This window comes from Paraburkholderia heleia NBRC 101817, assembly GCF_000739775.1.
Taxonomy (GTDB): Bacteria; Pseudomonadota; Gammaproteobacteria; order Burkholderiales; family Burkholderiaceae; genus Paraburkholderia; species Paraburkholderia heleia.
Genome location: NZ_BBJH01000036.1, coordinates 23201 through 40517 on the forward strand (window position 1 = coordinate 23201; position 17317 = coordinate 40517).

At 67.8% G+C, this 17317-nt stretch carries 17 protein-coding genes; 4 read left to right on the forward strand and 13 right to left on the reverse strand.

Going from position 1 to position 17317, the window contains the following annotated elements; translation table 11 throughout:
• Positions 1–270: 270 nt before the first annotated feature.
• The 3 genes from BHE01S_RS26430 (at position 271) to flgL (ending at position 4523) form a co-directional block, all read left to right on the forward strand.
• A complete protein-coding gene (locus tag BHE01S_RS26430; RefSeq protein ID WP_042269030.1) occupies positions 271–1032 on the forward strand; it encodes a flagellar brake protein in 762 nt (253 codons plus the stop codon).
• A gap of 207 nt (positions 1033–1239) precedes the next feature.
• Positions 1240–3267 (forward strand): flagellar hook-associated protein FlgK, encoded by a 2028-nt coding sequence (gene flgK, locus BHE01S_RS26435; protein WP_042269033.1) that lies wholly within the window; start codon positions 1240–1242, stop codon positions 3265–3267.
• A gap of 11 nt (positions 3268–3278) precedes the next feature.
• The gene (flgL, locus tag BHE01S_RS26440) at positions 3279–4523 is read left to right on the forward strand and encodes a flagellar hook-associated protein FlgL (protein ID WP_042269034.1); all 1245 of its coding nucleotides are present in this window, start codon (positions 3279–3281) and stop codon (positions 4521–4523) included.
• Between the two features lie 93 nt (positions 4524–4616).
• Here the strand turns inward: flgL and fliR are convergent, their stop codons facing one another.
• From fliR to fliF, 13 genes are all read right to left on the reverse strand, one after another.
• Positions 4617–5408 carry a flagellar biosynthetic protein FliR gene (gene fliR, locus BHE01S_RS26445; protein ID WP_042269036.1) on the reverse strand — a complete coding sequence of 264 codons (792 nt, stop codon included), beginning with the start codon at positions 5406–5408 and terminating at the stop codon, positions 4617–4619.
• Between the two features lie 51 nt (positions 5409–5459).
• A complete protein-coding gene (gene fliQ / locus BHE01S_RS26450) occupies positions 5460–5729 on the reverse strand; it encodes a flagellar biosynthesis protein FliQ (protein WP_028203375.1) in 270 nt (89 codons plus the stop codon).
• Positions 5730–5739: 10 nt separating this feature from the next.
• Entirely contained in the window at positions 5740–6483 is a 744-nt protein-coding gene (fliP, locus tag BHE01S_RS26455) for a flagellar type III secretion system pore protein FliP (RefSeq protein ID WP_245639871.1), read from the reverse strand.
• A 102-nt stretch (positions 6484–6585) separates the two neighbouring features.
• The gene (gene fliO, locus BHE01S_RS26460; protein ID WP_042269182.1) at positions 6586–7086 is read right to left on the reverse strand and encodes a flagellar biosynthetic protein FliO; all 501 of its coding nucleotides are present in this window, start codon (positions 7084–7086) and stop codon (positions 6586–6588) included.
• A 137-nt stretch (positions 7087–7223) separates the two neighbouring features.
• Entirely contained in the window at positions 7224–7682 is a 459-nt protein-coding gene (gene fliN, locus BHE01S_RS26465) for a flagellar motor switch protein FliN (RefSeq protein WP_042269040.1), read from the reverse strand.
• Positions 7675–8673 (reverse strand): flagellar motor switch protein FliM, encoded by a 999-nt coding sequence (gene fliM, locus BHE01S_RS26470; RefSeq protein ID WP_042269184.1) that lies wholly within the window; start codon positions 8671–8673, stop codon positions 7675–7677. The genes fliN and fliM overlap by 8 nt, the downstream gene beginning before the upstream one ends.
• Before the next feature lie 46 nt (positions 8674–8719).
• Positions 8720–9223, reverse strand: a complete 504-nt coding sequence (fliL, locus tag BHE01S_RS26475; protein WP_042269042.1) for a flagellar basal body-associated protein FliL — start codon at positions 9221–9223, stop codon at positions 8720–8722.
• 274 nt (positions 9224–9497) lie between these two features.
• Positions 9498–11018, reverse strand: coding sequence for a flagellar hook-length control protein FliK (locus BHE01S_RS26480; protein ID WP_042269044.1), 1521 nt, complete (start codon positions 11016–11018; stop codon positions 9498–9500).
• Positions 11019–11040: 22 nt separating this feature from the next.
• Positions 11041–11493: a flagellar export protein FliJ gene (fliJ, locus tag BHE01S_RS26485; protein ID WP_042269046.1), complete on the reverse strand. Its 453-nt coding sequence runs from the start codon at positions 11491–11493 to the stop codon at positions 11041–11043.
• Positions 11490–13190 (reverse strand): flagellar protein export ATPase FliI, encoded by a 1701-nt coding sequence (gene fliI, locus BHE01S_RS26490; protein ID WP_042269048.1) that lies wholly within the window; start codon positions 13188–13190, stop codon positions 11490–11492. The genes fliJ and fliI overlap by 4 nt, the downstream gene beginning before the upstream one ends.
• Complete coding sequence (gene fliH, locus BHE01S_RS26495; RefSeq protein ID WP_042269050.1) at positions 13184–13873, reverse strand: flagellar assembly protein FliH; 690 nt, start codon at positions 13871–13873, stop codon at positions 13184–13186. The genes fliI and fliH overlap by 7 nt, the downstream gene beginning before the upstream one ends.
• Complete coding sequence (gene fliG / locus BHE01S_RS26500) at positions 13866–14861, reverse strand: flagellar motor switch protein FliG (protein ID WP_042269052.1); 996 nt, start codon at positions 14859–14861, stop codon at positions 13866–13868. The genes fliH and fliG overlap by 8 nt, the downstream gene beginning before the upstream one ends.
• Complete coding sequence (fliF, locus tag BHE01S_RS26505; RefSeq protein ID WP_042269055.1) at positions 14851–16659, reverse strand: flagellar basal-body MS-ring/collar protein FliF; 1809 nt, start codon at positions 16657–16659, stop codon at positions 14851–14853. Before fliF ends, fliG begins: the two co-directional genes overlap by 11 nt.
• Before the next feature lie 286 nt (positions 16660–16945).
• Here fliF and fliE point away from each other — a divergent pair, with 286 nt between their 5' ends.
• A complete protein-coding gene (gene fliE / locus BHE01S_RS26510; protein ID WP_042269057.1) occupies positions 16946–17281 on the forward strand; it encodes a flagellar hook-basal body complex protein FliE in 336 nt (111 codons plus the stop codon).
• Positions 17282–17317: the final 36 nt, after the last annotated feature.

Below are 17317 nucleotides of genomic sequence, written 5' to 3' on the forward strand. Positions count from 1 at the left end.
GTTGACGTCACGCAGTTGACATCATGCGGTTGACGTTAATCAGGCAACCGCAAACGTTGCCTCGGCGCAGTTGCCGGAAGAAGCTGCGCACACGTGTTTCATGCATCGAACGGGCACATTTTTTTTACGCCCAATCCCTAAATTTTTCGTCATGTCTGCCGCTAATGCAGGCAAGATGGAAAGCAATCCGGGCGGTTGGACCGCCCGAACGGCGCGTGCGGAAAGGGTCCGCGGGGCGCGCCGGCACGTTCACGAATTTCCGGCAGGCCGATGAATACCGTTCAGTCGAATCCACAGGAAGCAGGCGAGGGTGCGGAAGGCTCCCACGATTTTGGGCGCCGCAATCCGCTTGAGATCGGCGTCCAGCTACGCAATCTCGTCAATCGCGGCGATTTCCTGACCCTCCAGTATCGCGGCGGACAGCTCGTCACGCGCATTCTGGCCGTCAACGGACGCGAGCGTACTTTCGTGTTCGACTGGGGCGCGCTGCCCGAGCAGAACTCGGGCGTGCTCGCTGCGCCCGAGTGCCAGTTCCACGCCTCGCCCGACGGCGTGCGCGTGGAGTTCAAGACGGCTACGCCGCGGCGCACCGAGTTCGAAGGGCACCCCGCGTTCGAAGCCGATTTCCCCGAAGTGCTCTTCTACGTGCAGCGGCGCGAGTACTTCCGTGTCGACACGCCCGTGCTCGAGCCGTGCATCTGCCGCGGCGAGCTGCCGGGCGGCGGCCCGCGCTTCGCCTACGAGGTGCATGACCTCTCGCTCGGCGGCCTCGGGCTGCGCACGACCGACGAGCGCGTGGCGGACCTCGCCATGGGCCTCGTGCTGCCCGACATCGAGCTCGACCTGCGCGCGCACGGCAAGCTGCGCGTGGATCTCGCGCTCGTCGTGCTGCGCTTCATCGACCTGCCCAACGGCGACCGCCGTTATCACATGGGCTTTCGCTTCGACGCGCTGCCCGGCTCCGCCGAGAACACGCTGCAGCGCTATATCACGCAGCTCGAGATGAAGCGCCGCGCGCTCGCGCGTGCCTGACCGGCACAGCCTCGCCCGCGCGATCCGCAGCACCCTGGCCGACGCCGCGCATGCGCCGGTTCGACCGCCGCGCGCAAGCCGCGCACGCTAACGTTTTCGCCGCGCTTTCGCCACCATCGTGGCGCTCAATTTTTGCGGTGCGTTGCCGTTATACCGTGAGTACAGCACGCGGCTTGCCAGGGGGCAGGCCGTTTTCGAGGATCACGCATGTCCAACATTTTCTCGATCGGTCTGAGCGGCCTGCAGGCGGCGCAGATTGGTATCTCGACCACCGGCGAGAACATCAGCAACTCGACGACCGCGGGCTACACCGTCGAGAAGCCGGTGTACCAGGAATCGGCGGGGCAGTACACGTCGAACGGCTACCTCGGCAGCGGCGTCACCACCGCGACCGTGCAGCGCGCCTACAGCCAGTACCTCACGACGGCCGTCAACAATGCGCAGACGGCCAGCAGTTCGTACACGGCTTCGTACAACCTCGCCACGCAACTCTCGAACCTCGTGGGCAGCCCGACCTCGGGCATCGCCACCGCGATCACGAACTTCTTCACGGGCCTGCAGAACGTCTCGAATTCGCCTTCGGATACCGCAGCGCGGCAAACCGTGCTCTCCGACGCGCAGACGCTCGCCACCCAGATCAACGCCGCGAGCCAGCAGTACGACGCGATGCGCCAGAGCGTGAACACGCAGCTCACGAGCGCGGTCTCGCAAATCAACACCTACACGCAGCAGATCGCGAGCCTCAATGCGCAGATCACGTCCGCGAGCGCGAGCGGCCAGCAGCCGAACCAGTTACTCGATCAGCGCGATCAAGCCGTGGCGAATCTCTCGCAGCTGGTGGGCGTGCAGGTCGTGCAGGGCAGCACCGGCTACAGCGTTTTCCTCGGCAACGGCCAGCCGCTCGTGGTGAGCAGCCAGAGCTACAACCTCGGCACGCAGCCGTCGAGCACCAACCCGCAAGAGCTGGCCGTGACGTGGCAGGGCCTGAACGGCGCGAGCCCCGCGTCGCAAGGCGCGCCGCAGGTGCTGTCGTCGGCCGCGCTGCAAGGCGGCACCGTGGGCGGCCTGGTCTCGTTCGTTTCGACCACGCTCGATCCGGCGGAGTCGCAGCTGGGCGCGATCGTGACGAGCTTCGCCGCGCAGGTGAACTCGCAGAACGCACTCGGTCTCACGCTCTCGGGCGGCCCCGGCGGCAATCTGTTCACGGTGGGCAACCCGCTCGTCACGGCCAGCTCGACGAACCCCGACGCGCAGACCACGGTAAGCGCGACGCTCACGAACAGCACGCAGCCGCTCACCGACAACTACAAGCTGAGCTACGACGGCACGAACTGGAACCTCACCGACACGACGACGAATTCGCTGGTCGCCACCCAGCCGAACGGCGCCGCGCCGATCACGATCGGCGGCTTCTCGATCACGCCTTCGGGCACGGTGAGCGCGGGCGACTCGTTCATGATCCAGCCGACGGCCGGCGCACTCGCGAGCTTCTCGGTCGCGACCAGCGACCCCGCGGCCATCGCGGCGGCCACGCCGGTGGTCGTTTCGGCGGCCACCACCAACGCGGGCACGGCCAACGTCACGCAAGGCGCGGTGGGCGCCGGCTATTCGACGACGAACCTGCCGGTCACGCTCACCTACAACCAGGCGGCGGGCACGCTGACCGGCCTGCCCAACGGCACGACCGTCACGATTACGACGCCGGGGTCGACCACCACCAGCACCGTGACGATCAACAGCGCCGCGACGCCGCCTGTGACCGGCGTGCCCTACGATCCGACCACGGGCGCAACCTATACCATCACGAACCTCACGGATTCGGCCGGCGCGAACGCCACCGCGACCAACGTGAGCTTCACGATGACCGGCACGCCCTCGAACAAGGACACGTTCACCGTGGCGGGCAACAAGAGCGGCACGCAGGACGGCCGCAACGCGCTCGCGCTCGCGAACCTCACGTCGAGCACGGCGTACACGGGGTCGACCACGCTGACCTCGGCGTATGCGAACTACGTCAACACGATCGGCAACACCGCCAGCCAGCTGAAGGCGTCGAACACGTCGCAGCAGTCGCTCGTGACGCAGCTCACTTCGCAGCAGCAGTCGGTGCAGGGTGTGAACCTCGACGAGGAGGCCGCCAACCTGCTGCAGTATCAACAGCTCTATCAGGCCAACAGCAAGGTGATCCAGACGGCGGCGTCGCTGTTCCAGACCCTGATCGGCATTCTCCAGTGAGGCGCTGACCCATGCGTATCGCGACTTCCCAGATTTTTTCCTCCAGTCTGTCCACGATGGAGAACCAGCAGGCTCAGCTCCTTCAGGTCCAGCAGCAGATCTCGACCGGCGTGGCGATTTCGAACCCGGCCGACAATCCGCTCGGCGCCGCGCAGGCCGTGACGCTTTCCGCCACGAGCGCGACGCTCACGCAGTACTCGTCGAACCAGACCACGGCGCTCACCGCGCTGCAGCTCGAGGACACGACGCTCACGAGCGTGACGAGCACGATGCAGAGCATCCACTCGCTCATCATCGAAGCGCAGAACGGTTCGCTCACGGACCAGGCGCGCCAGGCGATCGCCCAGCAGATGCAAGGCGACCGCAACCAGCTGCTCACGCTCGCCAATACCACGGATGGCGCGGGCAACTACATCTTCTCCGGCTTCCAGAGCACCTCGCAGGTGTTCTCGAACAAGTCGGGCGGCGGCGTGACCTACAACGGCGACGCGGGCCAGCGCGTGATGCAGGTGGCCGGCACGCGCAACATCGCGGTGGGCGACACGGGCACCGCGGTGTTCCAGAGCGTGCAGGCCGTGGGGTCGGCCAACGTGGCCTCGGGCAGTTCGTCGAACAAGGGCACGGGCGTGATCAGCGGCGTGACGGTGACGGATCCGACCCAGGCGACCAACAACGACAACTATTCGATTGCGTTCGCTAACGACCCGACCACGGGCGCGCTCACCTACACGGTGACCGACAACAGCGTCAGCCCGGCAACCACGACGACCCCGGCCACCTACACCGAAGGCAATGCGATCGCGCTCGGCTCGGGCATGAGCGTGACGATGTCGGGCACGCCCGCCGCGGGCGACGCGTTCTCGGTCACGCCCGCCACGGCGTCGCAGAATACGGACGTGTTCGCGAGCATCGACAGCATCATCGCTGCGCTGAACACGCCGACGAGCGGCTCCCAGGCCGCCGTCGCCAATCTCAACAACGCGTTGAACACCGGTCTCACGCAGGTCGGCAACTCGCTCTCGAACGTGATCACGGTGCAGGCTTCCGTGGGCGGCCGCGAGCAGGAGGTGAAGGCGCTGCAAACGGTCACGTCGACCAACTCGCTGCAGGTCACCTCGAACCTGGCCGACCTCACGAGCACCGACACGGTGGCCGCGATCAGCCAGTTCGAGCAGCTCTCGAATGCGCTCACGGCTTCGCAGAAGAGTTTTGCGGCCACGCAGAATCTCTCGCTGTTCCAGTACATCAATCCTTGATCGCGGGGCGTTGAGTGGGGAAAAGAAAGCGGACTTCGGTCCGCTTTTTTATTGCCCTGCACCTGCACCTGCACGCGCTGTGCAAAACCCGCTTCAACCGGCTGGCTTCAACCCGGCGGCCACGCGGCCCATCTGATCGATGCCGCTGTCGAACAGGCGCGCGAAGTAGGGAATCAGGTTGGGCATCATGAGCTGGACGAGCAGCAGGCCCACGAGCATCGTAAGTGCGAAGCCGATCTGGAAGATGCCGATTTGCGGGGCCGCGCGGTTCAGAATGCCGAGCGACAGATTGGTGATGAGCAGCGCGACCACCACCGGCAGCGAGAGCAGCAGGCCCGAGGTGAGGATCGTCGTGCCGTAGTTGGCGATCAGCTGCCAGCCCGAGGCGCCGAGCACGCTCGCCGTGACGGGCAGCGTCTGGAACGTGGCGACGAGCGCGGCGATCATCTGCAGATGGCCGTCGAACACGAGGAAGGCGAGCATCGCCATCATGTTCAGCCAGGAGGAAAGCGCGGGCGTGCTGGTGTTGGCCTGCGGGTCGAAGAAGCTCGCGAAGCCGAGCCCCATGCCGAGGCTCATCATGTCGCCGGCCGCGGTCACGACCGCCAGCACGAGCTGCATCGTGAAGCCGAGCGCCACGCCGATCAGGAACTGGTTGACGAGGATCCACACGCCCTCGGCGGAAAACACCGTGACCTGCGGCATGGCGCCGAGCGTGGGCGCGACGATCAGCGTGATGAAGCCCGCGAGGCCGATTTTCACGCGGGTCGGCACGGAGCGGTTGCCCAGCACGGGCGCGACCGCCACGAGCGCCAGAATGCGCGTGAACGGCCAGAGGAAGGCCGTGAGCCAGGCGTTGAGCTGCGCGTAGGTGACCGTAAACATCGTGTGCCGGAAGGGGGCGAAAGCGCGGAGGAGGGGCGGCCGGGGCCGCGCCTAGCCTGCGAGCTGCGGAATGCTCGTGAAGATGCGGTGCATGTAGTCGAGCATCGTCGTAAGCATCCACGGCCCCGCGATCACGAGCGTGACCGCAATGGCAGCCAGCTTCGGGATGAACGCGAGCGTGGATTCGTTGATCTGCGTGGCCGCCTGGAAAAGGCTCACCACGAGACCCACCACGAGCGCGACGAGCAGGAGCGGCGCGGCAAGCAGGAGCGCCACATACATTGCCTCGTGCGAGAGCGTCATGACCATTTCAGGCGTCATGTCTGTGTCCTCAGGTAAAGCTCTGTGCGAGCGAGCCGATCAGCAGCTGCCAGCCGTCCACCAGCACGAACAGCATGAGTTTGAACGGCAGCGAAATCGTCGCGGGCGAGACCATCATCATACCCATCGACATCAGCACGCTCGCCACCACCAGGTCGATGATGAGAAACGGAATGAAGACCGTGAAGCCGATCTGGAAACCCGTCTTCAGCTCGCTCGTGACGAACGAGGGCACGAGCAGCGTGAGCGGCACGTCCTCGGGTCCCTGCATGGGCGCTGCGTGCGAGATGCGCGCGAAGAGCGCGAGATCGGACTCGCGGGTCTGGCGCAGCATGAAGGTCTTGAACGGCGCGACGCCGCGCGCCACGGCGTCGTCCATCGAAATCGTGCCGGCCGCGAACGGCTTGTAGCCGTCGTTGTAGGCCTTGTCGAGCACCGGCGACATCACGAACAGCGTGAGAAAGAGCGCGAGGCCCACGAGCACCTGGTTGGGCGGCGTGGTGGTCGTGCCGAGCGCCTGGCGCAACAGCGAGAGAACGATGATGATGCGCGTGAAGCTCGTCATCATCAGCACCATCGCCGGCAGGAACGACAGCATCGTGAGCAGCAGCATCGTCTGCACGCTCAGCGAGTAGGTCGTGCCGCCGTTCGGGCCCGGGCTCGTATTGAACGCGGGCAGGCCTTGCGGGCCGCTCACGCCTTGTGCATGCGCGAGGTGCGGCAGCGCGAGGGCGAAGGCGAGCGCGCCGAGCATCAGCGCGAACGGGCGCGCCGTTCTGGCGATCTTCGCGAGGGTAGCCGCGCGTGCGCGGACGTCGCCGCCCGCACCCGGCGCGTGAAGGGAACTGCCGTGCATTTACTGCGCTCCGCCGTCGTGACGCATGAAACGCGCGTTGATGCGTTTGTTCGCCTCGCTTTTCAGCGCGTCACGAAAGCGCCGTGCGAAGGTGCCCGAGAGGGCGGGGGCGTTGGGCGCGGCGGCCGCGACGCCTGCGGGCAGCTCGCCCGCGGGCAGCGTGTGGAGCAGGCGCACGCTGCCGGGCGCGGCGCCCAGCACGAGCCAGGTGTCGCCGATCTCGACCACGGCCACGCGCTCCTTGCCGCCGAGCGATGCGCCGCCCACGGTCTTCACGAGCGCGTTATGCGGGCCGCCTTGCAGGCCGAGACGCCGCGCGAGCCAGGCGCAGCCGAACACCACGGCGATCACGAGCGCCAGACCCAGCACCGTCTGCACGACCGCGCCGAACCCGAGCGAGGGGACCGCGCTGCCGGCGATCACGGCGGAGGCGCCTGACGCACCCGATGCCGCGCGCGCCGCTTCGTTGACCGCCTGAAGGTCGGCGGCCCGCGCGCTCATGACCGCGAAAACGGCGGCGCCGGCGAGCGAGAGGTGCACGGCGAGGCGCCACGAGAATCGCAGTACGCGCGCGCCGCGGGACAGGCCGGCGCGTCGTGCGTTGGTGCGGGAAGCGGCGCCGGCAACAGCCTCGGGGTTCATCGGTTCAGCTTCCGGATCCGCTCGGACGGCGTGATGATGTCGGTAAGACGGATGCCGAACTTGTCGTTCACGACCACCACTTCGCCCTGGGCGATGAGACAGCCGTTCACGAGCACGTCCATCGGCTCGCCGGCCATGCCGTCGAGTTCCACGACCGAGCCTTGCGCGAGTTGCAGCAGGTTGCGGATGGCGATCTTGGTGCGGCCCAGCTCCACGGTCATCTGGACGGGAATGTCCAGAATCATGTCGATGTCGTTGGCGGTCCGGGTCGAATCGACCTTCGAGAGCGGCTGGAACACGGCCGTCGGTTGCGCGGCGGGCGCTTCGTTGCTGTTCTGCTCGGCAAGCGCGCTCGCCCAGTCGTCCATGGAGTCGGCGCCGGCTTCCTGCGCCGCGGCGTCGAAACCCGGGTCGAGCACCGGCTCGTCTGCGCTCGTGCCGTTGATGTCACTCATATCCACCTTCCTTCATCGTGTCGGCTGCGCTGATCATCTTCTGGACCCGCAACGCGTATTGACCATTGAAAATTCCGTAGCCGCACTCCATCACGGGCACGCCGTCCACCTTGGCGGTGATGTGCTCCGCGATGTTCATGGGCAGCACGTCGCCCTTCTTCATGTTCAGGATCTGCTCGAACGTGACGGGCACCTGCGCGAGGTCGGCCGTGAGCTCGACTTCGGCGGCCTGCACCTGCTGCGAGAGCACGCGCACCCAGCGGCGGTCCACGTCGAGCACTTCGCCTTGCAGCGGCGAGGCGAGCACGTCGCGGATCGGCTCGATCATCGAGTAGGGCATGCAGATATGCAGCGTGCCGCCCGTCGGCCCGAATTCGATCGAGAACTGCGTGACGATCACGATCTCGTTGGGCGTGGCGACGTTTGCGAACTGCGTATGCATTTCGGAGCGCACGTATTCGAACTGCAGCGGCCGCACGCTTTTCCATGCGCTCGTGTAGTGCTCGAACACGAGATTGAGCAGCTTGCCGATGATGCGCTGCTCGGTCTGCGTGAAGTCGCGGCCTTCCACGCGCGTGTGAAAGCGCCCGTCGCCGCCGAACAGGTTGTCCACGACGAAGAACACGAGGTTCGGGTCGAACACGAACAGCGACGTGCCGCGCAGCGGCTTCACGTGCACGAGGTTCAGGTTCGTCGGGATCGGCAGGTTGCGGGTGAATTCGCTGTACTTCTGCACGCGCACCGGACCGACCGAGATTTCGGCCGTGCGGCGCATGAAATTGAAGATGCCGACGCGCAAGAGGCGGGCAAAGCGCTCGTTGATGATTTCGAGGCCGGGCATCCGGCCGCGAACGATCCGTTCCTGCGTCGCGATGTTGTAGGGCCGTACGCCCTGCTTTTCGGAGCCGCCGGAATCGGAATCGACTTCGCCGGTGACGCCTTTGAGGAGGGCATCGACCTCCTCCTGGGACATGAACTCGTCGTGACCCATCGTCATGATGACTGGCCCTCCATCGCGGGAATCATGTCAGCCACGCTCACTGGACGACGAATTCGGTGAACAGCACGTCGTCGACGTGCATCGGCTTCTCGTTCGCGCCCGCAGGCTGCGAGATCAGCACGGCGAGTTCCGTGGCGAGCGCACGCTTGCCGTCGAGCGGCGCGAGGTCGGAAGGATGCTTGTTCGAGAGCGCGAGCAACAGGCGGCTGCGGATCTCGGGCATGCGCGCGACGAGCGCGTCCTGGGTCGCCTGGCTGTCGAGCTTGAGCGTGAGGCCGATGCGCAGGTAGTGCGACTCGCCGTCGTCGGACTGCAGATTGACGGTCATCGGCTCGAGCGCGTAGTACACGGGCATGGCCGCCGGCGCCGCGGCCGGCGTGGCCGGCGCGCTGGCCGTGTGGCGCGACATGAAAAACCACGTCGCGCCGCCCGCCGCCGCAGCGGCGAGGATCGCAATGAGCGCGATGAGGAGAATGCGCTTCATCGGTCCGGGTTTCGCGCTTTGGGGCGCGGCTTGCTGGGATGCGGTGGTGGTCGCCATGTCGAAAAGTCAGCCTGGATGCTTGCAAGGGTCCGGGGCGCCGACCAGGTGGTCAGTCCGGGCATGCTGCATTGTTCCGGCTTTTGCCTTTCGGCGATGGGAGGAATAGACGGGGGAATTCCGGCTATCTCGTGGTTTTGTTGCGCGCCGCGGCAAAGCGGGCGCGCCATGCGAACGCGGGCCGAACGCAGGCAGCCGCGTGCGCGGCTGCGTTGCCCCAAGGGGCGGGCGGGTCCCGCCGGGGCGAACGGACCGGGAAAGGACCCGGCGCGGGTCAGGCGAACGTGTCGATCAGACCGACTGAGCGCTGCGTGGCGCTCGCGACACTGCTCGTGTCGTCCACGGCGTCCGCCGCCGCGAGCGTGCTGCCCGAGCCCGAACCGGAACCGCCGGAGCGGCCAGAACCGCCGCCGTCCTGCTGCGCCTGCTGGTTCATCTGCCGCGAGAAGCCGTCGCTCACGCTCGCGCTGCCAAGGCCGATGCCGTTTTGCTCCATGGCCTCGCGCAGCTTCGGCAGGGCCGCCTCGACGGCTTCGCGCACCTGCGGGTGCTGCGAGACGAAGAGGGCGTGCGCGTGGGTGTCCGAGACTTGCAGAACGACCTGGAGCGGTCCGAGATCCTTCGGGTTGAGCGTGAGTTCCGCCGACTGCTGGTGCGCGTTGGAGAGGAACACGACCTTCTGGCTGAGCGCGTCCTGCCAGTCGTTCGTGCCGACCTGCGGCGCGATCGACGCGGCGGCGGCGGCCGCCGCCGGATTCGCGGTGGCGCTGGCCGCCTGGGCGGCCTGGGCCTGCGCGGCCGTCGCGGCGGCGACCGCTGCGGCCTGGTTCGCCGCGAGCGCGTCGGTCGTGGCGGTGTTCGCCGTGGCGTCGGTCTGCGTGGCGGCGCCTGCCTGCTGCTGCGCCGCTGCCGTGAGCGCGTCGGCGGCGGCCTTCGCCGCGTCCGTCGCGGTCGGCGTGGCGCCCTTGGCCGCGTCGCCGCTCGCGGCCGTGCTGAACGCCTTGCTTTGGGCGGTCGCGCTCAAATGCGAGGCGAAGCTGCTGACGATGTTCGAGCCCGAGGCCGTGCTGGCCGCGGTTGCGCCATTCGCAGCCGAGCCGGCCGTGCCCGTCGCATGCGTGGCGAGCGTACCCGCGCCGCCGCGCAACTGCGCGAGCGCGGCCTGCAGGGCGTCGTGCACCGACTTCGCGTTGCCGCTCGCGGCACTGCCCGTGGCCGTGCCGTCGCCTGCCGCACCGGCGGCTGCCGTGGCGGCCGCTGCTGCTGCGGCAGCGGCGACGCCGGCGAGCGTGCCGTCGCTGCTCGTCTGACTGCCGTCGGCATTCGCGGCGGTGCTCTTGCCGTCCTGGGCCGGCTGGCCCTGTTGCGCTTGCTGGGCCTGCTGGGCCTGAGCCGCGGCGGCTTGCGCGCCTGCGTCGGCGGCCTGCTTTTGCTGGGCTCGCGCGGCGGCGGCGCGGTGATCGGCGCTCGACGTGCCCTGCGAGCCCTGGCTCGAGTTCGAGCTCGAGGTCTGCGTGCTGCTGCTGGTGGTGCTGCCGCTTTGCGGCGCGTTGCTACTCGACGCGTTCGAGTTCGACTGTGCGGACGCATTCGACTGCGCGCTTTGCGCCGCCTGGGCGTTCTGGTTCGCCTGCGCGCTTTGCGCGTTCATCTGCTGCTGCAGCGCCTGGGCGAAATCCTGGCTCGACGCGTCCGCCTGGCTGATGGCGTTCGACGCGCTGTTCGATGCGGTATTGCCCGACACCGCGTCCGCGGCGGCGCCGAACAGCGAAGAAAGGGAAGAGAGGAGCGACATGGCGGCGGCCTCGGAAGCGGATTTACGGATGTTGCGACGTGCGCGTGCGCAGCACGCGGGCGGCGTGCTCGTCGGCGTCGCGCTGTTCGCGGCGGGCGTCCTTGCGGGCCTGCACATCGTCGTGGCGCGTTTGCAGGACCTCGTACGAGCCGAGCTTCTGCTTGCTGCGCTGCCACTCGGGCCTCGCGGCCTCCACGCGCGCGGTGGCCTGTTCGAGCAGGCGGCGCTGCTGGTCGATCGCCGCGTCGAGCGTGTCGATGAACGCCTGGAAGTTGCGCACGTTGCCCGCGGCCATGCCGCTGCGCGCCGATTCGGTGAAACGCGTGTGGTACTCGTCACGGTAGGCGATGAGCGCCTCGAGCTGCTTCTCGACCTCGACGCACTCGCGCTGCACGCGGCCGAGCTTTTGCGTGGCGGCGTCGACGTCGTCCTGCGCGAGGCCGATCAAGGTTTGCAGCGCGGTCTGTTTCGTCATGTCCTGGCTCCGATCAGCTGGCCGAGCATCTCGACGCTCTGATCATAGTTCGCGGTTTCGCGAAAACCCTGCTGAAGAAAGGCCTCGATGCGCGGATACAGCGCGATCGCGCGGTCGAGCACGGCGTCGCGTCCGCTCACGTACGCACCCACGTTGATGAGGTCGCGGTTGCGCTGGTAGCGCGAAAGCATCTGCTTGAGCGTGCGCGTCTGGTTCAGATGCTGGTCGTCGATCAGCGCGGTCATCGCACGGCTGATCGAGGCCTCGATGTCGATGGCAGGATAATGCCCCGCCTCGGCGAGCGCGCGGGAAAGCACGATATGGCCGTCGAGAATCGCGCGCGCCGAGTCGGCGATCGGGTCCTGCTGGTCGTCGCCTTCGGTGAGCACGGTGTAGAACGCCGTGATCGAGCCGCCGCCCTCGGGGCCGTTGCCGGTGCGCTCGACGAGCGCCGGCAGCCTGGCGAACACCGAAGGCGGATAACCCTTGGTTGCGGGCGGCTCGCCGATGGCGAGCGCGATCTCGCGCTGCGCCATCGCGTAGCGCGTGAGCGAGTCCATGAGCAGCAGCACGTGCTTGCCCTCGTCGCGGAAATATTCGGCCAGCGACGTGGTGTACGCGGCGGCCTGCATGCGCAAAAGCGGCGAAACGTCGGCCGGTGCGGCCACGACGACCGAGCGCGCGAGGCCGTCCTCGCCGAGGATCTGCTCGATGAATTCCTTCACTTCGCGGCCGCGCTCGCCGATCAGGCCGATCACGATGACTTCGGCGCTCGTCGCGCGGGCCATCGTGCCGAGCAGCACCGATTTACCCACGCCCGAGCCCGCGAAGAGGCCCATGCGCTGGCCGCGCCCGACCGTGAGCAGCGCGTTGATCGCGCGCACGCCCACGTCGAGCACCTTGTGGATCGGCTCGCGGTTCAGCGGGTTGATGACGGGCGCGGTGAGCGGCGCGTCGGCTTCGGTGTTCAGGGGGCCGAGGCCGTCGAGCGGCTTGCCCGAGGCATCGACCACGCGGCCGAGCATGCCCCAGCCCACCGGCAGGCGCTTCGCACCGGCTTTCGGGTCGGCGATAGGCGCGGTTTCCAGCGGCCAGACGCGCGCGCCGGGCAACAGGCCTGCGACTTCGGTCGTCGGCATCAGAAAGAGCTTGTCGCCGCCGAAGCCGACCACTTCCGCTTCGGCCATCGGCAGCGAGCTGCCCGGCGGCAGTTCGATCATCACCTCGGCGCCCACGGCGAGGCGCAGCCCCACCGCCTCGAGCACGAGGCCCGCCGCGCGCGTGAGACGCCCGCAGCCGCGCAGCGGCAGGGCGAGCGCATTGCGCTCGCGCACGCCCTGCAGTTGCGCGTTCCACGAGGTCAGGAACGGGTTGGCCGGGTCGTAGTTCGCCGGCGGCACATAGGGTGCGCTCGCGGCTTTGGCATCGTCCGGCGCGCCGGTCGCGCCGTGATCGGTCTGGCGTGGCGGCGCATCGGCCGGGTCCGCGGCGAGGGCGGCGTCGATTGCGTCGATGGCGCCCAGTTCGCGCGCCTCGCGCCTGGCCGGGATGTCGAGGTCGCCCACGAGCAGCGCGCCGAGCTGCGCGGGGTCGCTCGCGAGCGGGCCGAACGACGCGAGCGCGAGCTCCTGCTCGAGCGGCGTGAGGCCGCCCGTGTGGATCGCCTGACGGCTCGGCGGTTGCGGGTGATTCACCATGGCCGGGCCTTGCCGAGCGCGGCCGTCACGCGCTCCCAGCGCGTGCGGACGCTGGCGTCGGTTTCGCCCGTCGCGGCCTGCGCGCGGCAGCCGCCGCGCTCGATCGTCGGGTCGGTGCGCACGCTCCAGCCGCGCGCCTGCAGGTCGTCCAGAAGGTAGGCCTCGACGATCGGCAGATCGGCGGGGCTCACCACGAGTTGCGGGGAGCCGGTGAGCTGCGGCTCGGCCGCGAGCACTTCGCGCGCGACCGCGACGAGCGCCGTGGGGTCGTGCTGAACGTGCTGGCGCACGACTTGCTGCGCGATGTCGAGCGCGAGCTCGACGAGCGTTTCGGCCACGCCGGCCTGCGCTGTTTCGAGCGCATCGCTAAAGCGGCTGGCGAGCGCCGCGAGCTGCGCCGCCTGCGCGCGCGCTTCGGCCTGGCCCTGCTCGAAGCCCTGCTGGCGGCCCTGTTCGTGTCCGGCCTGATAACCGAGCGCCTGGCCCGCGACGTGGCCGGAGCGCAGCCCTTCCTGGTGCGCCGCGTCGCGCAGCGCGTGGAGCTGGGCCTCGAACGCGGCCGTTTCGTCGGGCGTGGGCGGCGGCGGCGGGGGAGGCGGCGGGGGAGGCGGCGGGTCGAACGAGGCCATCTCCCAGCGCTGATACGCCGAGCGATGGCTGTTCGCGGAGCGCGTGTCAGACATAAGCGTCTTCTGCCTTGCCGCCTAGAACGATCTGGCCGCTCTCGGCGAGGTTGCGCACGATCTGCAGGATGCGGCGCTGCTGCGCCTCGACTTCCGAGACGCGCACCGGACCGCGCGCGTCGAGGTCTTCGGCGAGCAGTTCGGCCGCACGTTGCGACATGTTCGAAAGGAACTTGGTACGCAGCGCGGGCGGCGCACCCTTGAGCGAAATGATGAGCGACTCCGATTCGACTTCCTTGAGCAGCAGCTGGATCGCGCGGTCTTCGAGGTCGAGCAGGTTCTCGAACACGAACATCTGATCGATGATCTTCTGCGCGAGTTCCGCATCGTACTGGCGGACGTTCTCGATCACCCCTTCTTCGTGCTGGCTTGTCATGAAGTTGAGGATTTCGGCCGCCGTGCGGATGCCGCCCATCGGGCTGCGCTTGAGGTTGTCGCTGCCCGAGAGGAGGTTCGTGAGCACGTCGTCGAGCTCGCGCAGCGCCTGCGGCTGGATGCCGTCGAGTGTCGCGATACGCAGCAGCACGTCGTTGCGCAGGCGCTCGGTGAAGCACGAAGCGATTTCCGAGGCCTGGTCGCGGTCGAGGTGAACGAGAATCGTCGCGATGATCTGCGGGTGCTCGTTCTTGATGAGTTCGGCTACCGACCCCGAATCCATCCACTTGAGGCCTTCGATGCCGCTCGTGTCGCCGCCTTGCAGAATGCGGTCGATGATCGCGCCGGCCTTGTCCTCGCCCAGCGCCTTGTTGAGGACGTTGCGGATGTAGTCGTTCGAGTCGAGCGAGAAGGCCGTGTGCTGCTCGGCTTCCTTCACGAACTCCTGCAGCACGACTTCGATCTCTTCGCGCTTGACGTTCTTGAGCGCCGCCATGGCGGCGCCGATCTTCTGCACTTCGCGCGGACCGAGGAACTTGAAGACCTCGGAGGCCTCCTGCTCGCCGATCGACATGAGCAGCAGCGCGCTCTTGGTTGCGCCTTCAGCGTTCATCGTTCACCCAGCTTTTCACGACGGTTGCGACGATCTTCGGATCCTGGCGCGCGATGTTGCGCGCGTATTCCAGATTGCGTTCGAACTTGTTCTTCTCGTTTTCGAAGGCGAGCAGGGCGGCTTCGTTGTCCGCGCTGTCTTCGCCTTGCGCGCCCGCGCCGCCGACGCGCACGGCTTCGGGGATGCCGTCGAGCAGGAGCGGCTCGCCGTCGGCCATGCCAGGCAGCGCGGGCGCAACGGGCTCGGGCGGCGGGAACGCGCGGCGCAGCGCCGGCTTCACCATCACGAAATAGAGGAACAGCGCCACCGCGCCAATGCCGAGCCAGGTCGCAATCTGCCGGGCGAGGGCGAGGATGTCGGGCTGACGCCACCACGGCAGGTTCGCATTCGGGTCGACTTCGGTCTGGAACGCGGCGTTCACCACGTTCACCGAGTCGCCGCGCTTGGCGTCGTAGCCCATGGCGTCCTTCACGAGCTGCTCGACCTGCGCGAGCTTTTGCGCGTCGAGCGGCTGCATGGTGGCGTGGCCCCTGGCGTCCATCTTCGGCTGATAGTTCACGATCACGGCGACCGACAGGCGCTTCACGTCGCCCGGCGCCTGTTGGTAGTGGCGCACAGTCTTGTCGAGTTCGTAGTTGGTGGTGGTGTCGCGATGATCGGAGACCGGCACCGGGGCCGAGGCGCCGCTCGCACCCGCAGGCGCGTTGATCGGCGCCGAAGCCGGCTGCGGCGGCTGGTTCGTGAGCGCGCCGGGCACGCCGCCCGCGCCGCTTTGCTGCATTTCCGTCGAAATGTTCTGCTGCTGGCTGCGGATGGCGGCGGCCTGCGGGTTGCCGTTCGGACCGTAGGCTTCGGAGGTCTGCTCGAGCTTCGAGAAGTCGAGGTCGGCGCTCACCTGCGAGCGCGCGTTGCCGGCGCCGAACAGGGGCGCGAGGATCGCGTCGATGCGTGCCTGGGTGTCGTGCTCGACCTGGCGCACATACTTGAGCTGCGAGGCGTCGAGGCCCACGCCCGTGGCGCTCTGGGTGAGGAGGTTGCCGTCCTGGTCGACCACCGTCACGTTGCGCACCGGCAGGTCCGGCACGGCCGAAGCCACCATGTGCGTGATCGCGGCAACCTGGCCGTCGTCGAGAATGCGGCCCGGATACAGGTTCACGAGCACCGAGGCGGAGGGCGCTTCGCGCTCGCGCACGAACACCGAAGGCTTCGGAATGGCCAGATGCACGCGTGCCGACTTCACGCTCGCGATCGACTGAATCGTTTGCTCGAGCTCGCCTTCGAGCGCGCGCTGGTAGTTGACCTGCTCGGCGAACTGGCTGATGCCGAACTTCTGGTTGTCCATCAGCTCGAAGCCGACCGAGCCGTTCTTGGGCAGCCCCTGGGAGGCGAGGCGCAGGCGCATTTCGTTGACCTGCTCGGCGGGCACGAGAATGGCGCCGCCGGCGTCCGAAAGCTTGTAGGGAATGTTGGCGGCCTGCAGCGCAGTAATGATGGCGCCGCCGTCGCGATCCGACAGGTTGCTGTACAGCACCTTGTAGTCGGGCGCGCGCGACCACAGCACGAGACCCGCGACCACGGCCACGAGCACTGCCACGGCGAAAATGAGCGGCGCGCGCGGGTTGCCGCGCACGTTGCGCAGCGACGAGAGCGAGCCAAGGCGTTGTGCGAAGCCGCCGCCGAGGTCTTCCGCGCCGCCCAGGCCTGCGCCCGCGCCAGCGCCGGGCGCGGCGCCCGCGCCAGAGGTGGCGAGGCCCATGCGGGCGTCGGGGTTGATCAAAGAATTGGCAGTCGAATCCATGCGACGGGTATCTCCGGAGGCTTCCAGGTCTCGCCTTGCACGGCGGAGACTTTCACGTGATGCATTATCCGGGGCCACTGGCAAGCCGATTGCGCGAATAGAGCCGGGTTTTCCCCCTAGTTTCGGGGCTGCCGAAACGGACCCGCTGCTATGCTCTCCTCCAGATTCGGCGCCCTGTCGGTGCGCCGCGCCGGCCGGACCCGCGGCATTGCTGCGGGATAGCCGAACCCCGGCCCTGGGGCTCGTCCCCGGAATTCCCCGCATGTCCCCTTTTCGTGGAGCAAACATGACCGTGCCAGTATCCCCGCTCACGTCCGCCCTGGCCCAGATGCAGTCGATGGCGGCCCAGGCGGCCGGCGGCCCCACCGCAGCCGACGAAAAGTCGGGCGCGGCCACGGCCGGCGGGTTCGCGGCGGCGCTCAAGTCGTCGCTCGACCAGATCAGCGACGCCCAGCAGAAGGCGGTTGGCGAGTCGCAGGCGTTCGAGCTGGGCGCGAACAACGTGTCGCTCAACGACGTGATGGTCGACATGCAGAAAGCCAACATCGGCTTCCAGTTCGGCTTGCAGGTGCGCAACAAGCTCGTGGCCGCCTACACCGACATCATGCAGATCCAGGTGTGACGGTGCCCGTGGCCTTTGCCCAGTCAACGCGCTAAA

What these genes read in the sequence shown, in the direction of transcription:
- BHE01S_RS26430 (WP_042269030.1), top strand. Translation starts at nt 271, where the DNA reads ATGAATACCGTTCAGTCGAATCCACAGGAAGCAGGCGAGGGTGCGGAA.
- flgK (WP_042269033.1), top strand. Translation starts at nt 1,240, where the DNA reads ATGTCCAACATTTTCTCGATCGGTCTGAGCGGCCTGCAGGCGGCGCAG.
- flgL (WP_042269034.1), top strand. Translation starts at nt 3,279, where the DNA reads ATGCGTATCGCGACTTCCCAGATTTTTTCCTCCAGTCTGTCCACGATG.
- fliR (WP_042269036.1), bottom strand. Translation starts at nt 5,408, where the DNA reads ATGTTTACGGTCACCTACGCGCAGCTCAACGCCTGGCTCACGGCCTTC.
- fliQ (WP_028203375.1), bottom strand. Translation starts at nt 5,729, where the DNA reads ATGACGCCTGAAATGGTCATGACGCTCTCGCACGAGGCAATGTATGTG.
- fliP (WP_245639871.1), bottom strand. Translation starts at nt 6,483, where the DNA reads ATGCTCGGCGCGCTCGCCTTCGCCCTCGCGCTGCCGCACCTCGCGCAT.
- fliO (WP_042269182.1), bottom strand. Translation starts at nt 7,086, where the DNA reads ATGAGCGCGCGGGCCGCCGACCTTCAGGCGGTCAACGAAGCGGCGCGC.
- fliN (WP_042269040.1), bottom strand. Translation starts at nt 7,682, where the DNA reads ATGAGTGACATCAACGGCACGAGCGCAGACGAGCCGGTGCTCGACCCG.
- fliM (WP_042269184.1), bottom strand. Translation starts at nt 8,673, where the DNA reads ATGGGTCACGACGAGTTCATGTCCCAGGAGGAGGTCGATGCCCTCCTC.
- fliL (WP_042269042.1), bottom strand. Translation starts at nt 9,223, where the DNA reads ATGGCGACCACCACCGCATCCCAGCAAGCCGCGCCCCAAAGCGCGAAA.
- BHE01S_RS26480 (WP_042269044.1), bottom strand. Translation starts at nt 11,018, where the DNA reads ATGTCGCTCCTCTCTTCCCTTTCTTCGCTGTTCGGCGCCGCCGCGGAC.
- fliJ (WP_042269046.1), bottom strand. Translation starts at nt 11,493, where the DNA reads ATGACGAAACAGACCGCGCTGCAAACCTTGATCGGCCTCGCGCAGGAC.
- fliI (WP_042269048.1), bottom strand. Translation starts at nt 13,190, where the DNA reads ATGGTGAATCACCCGCAACCGCCGAGCCGTCAGGCGATCCACACGGGC.
- fliH (WP_042269050.1), bottom strand. Translation starts at nt 13,873, where the DNA reads ATGTCTGACACGCGCTCCGCGAACAGCCATCGCTCGGCGTATCAGCGC.
- fliG (WP_042269052.1), bottom strand. Translation starts at nt 14,861, where the DNA reads ATGAACGCTGAAGGCGCAACCAAGAGCGCGCTGCTGCTCATGTCGATC.
- fliF (WP_042269055.1), bottom strand. Translation starts at nt 16,659, where the DNA reads ATGGATTCGACTGCCAATTCTTTGATCAACCCCGACGCCCGCATGGGC.
- fliE (WP_042269057.1), top strand. Translation starts at nt 16,946, where the DNA reads ATGACCGTGCCAGTATCCCCGCTCACGTCCGCCCTGGCCCAGATGCAG.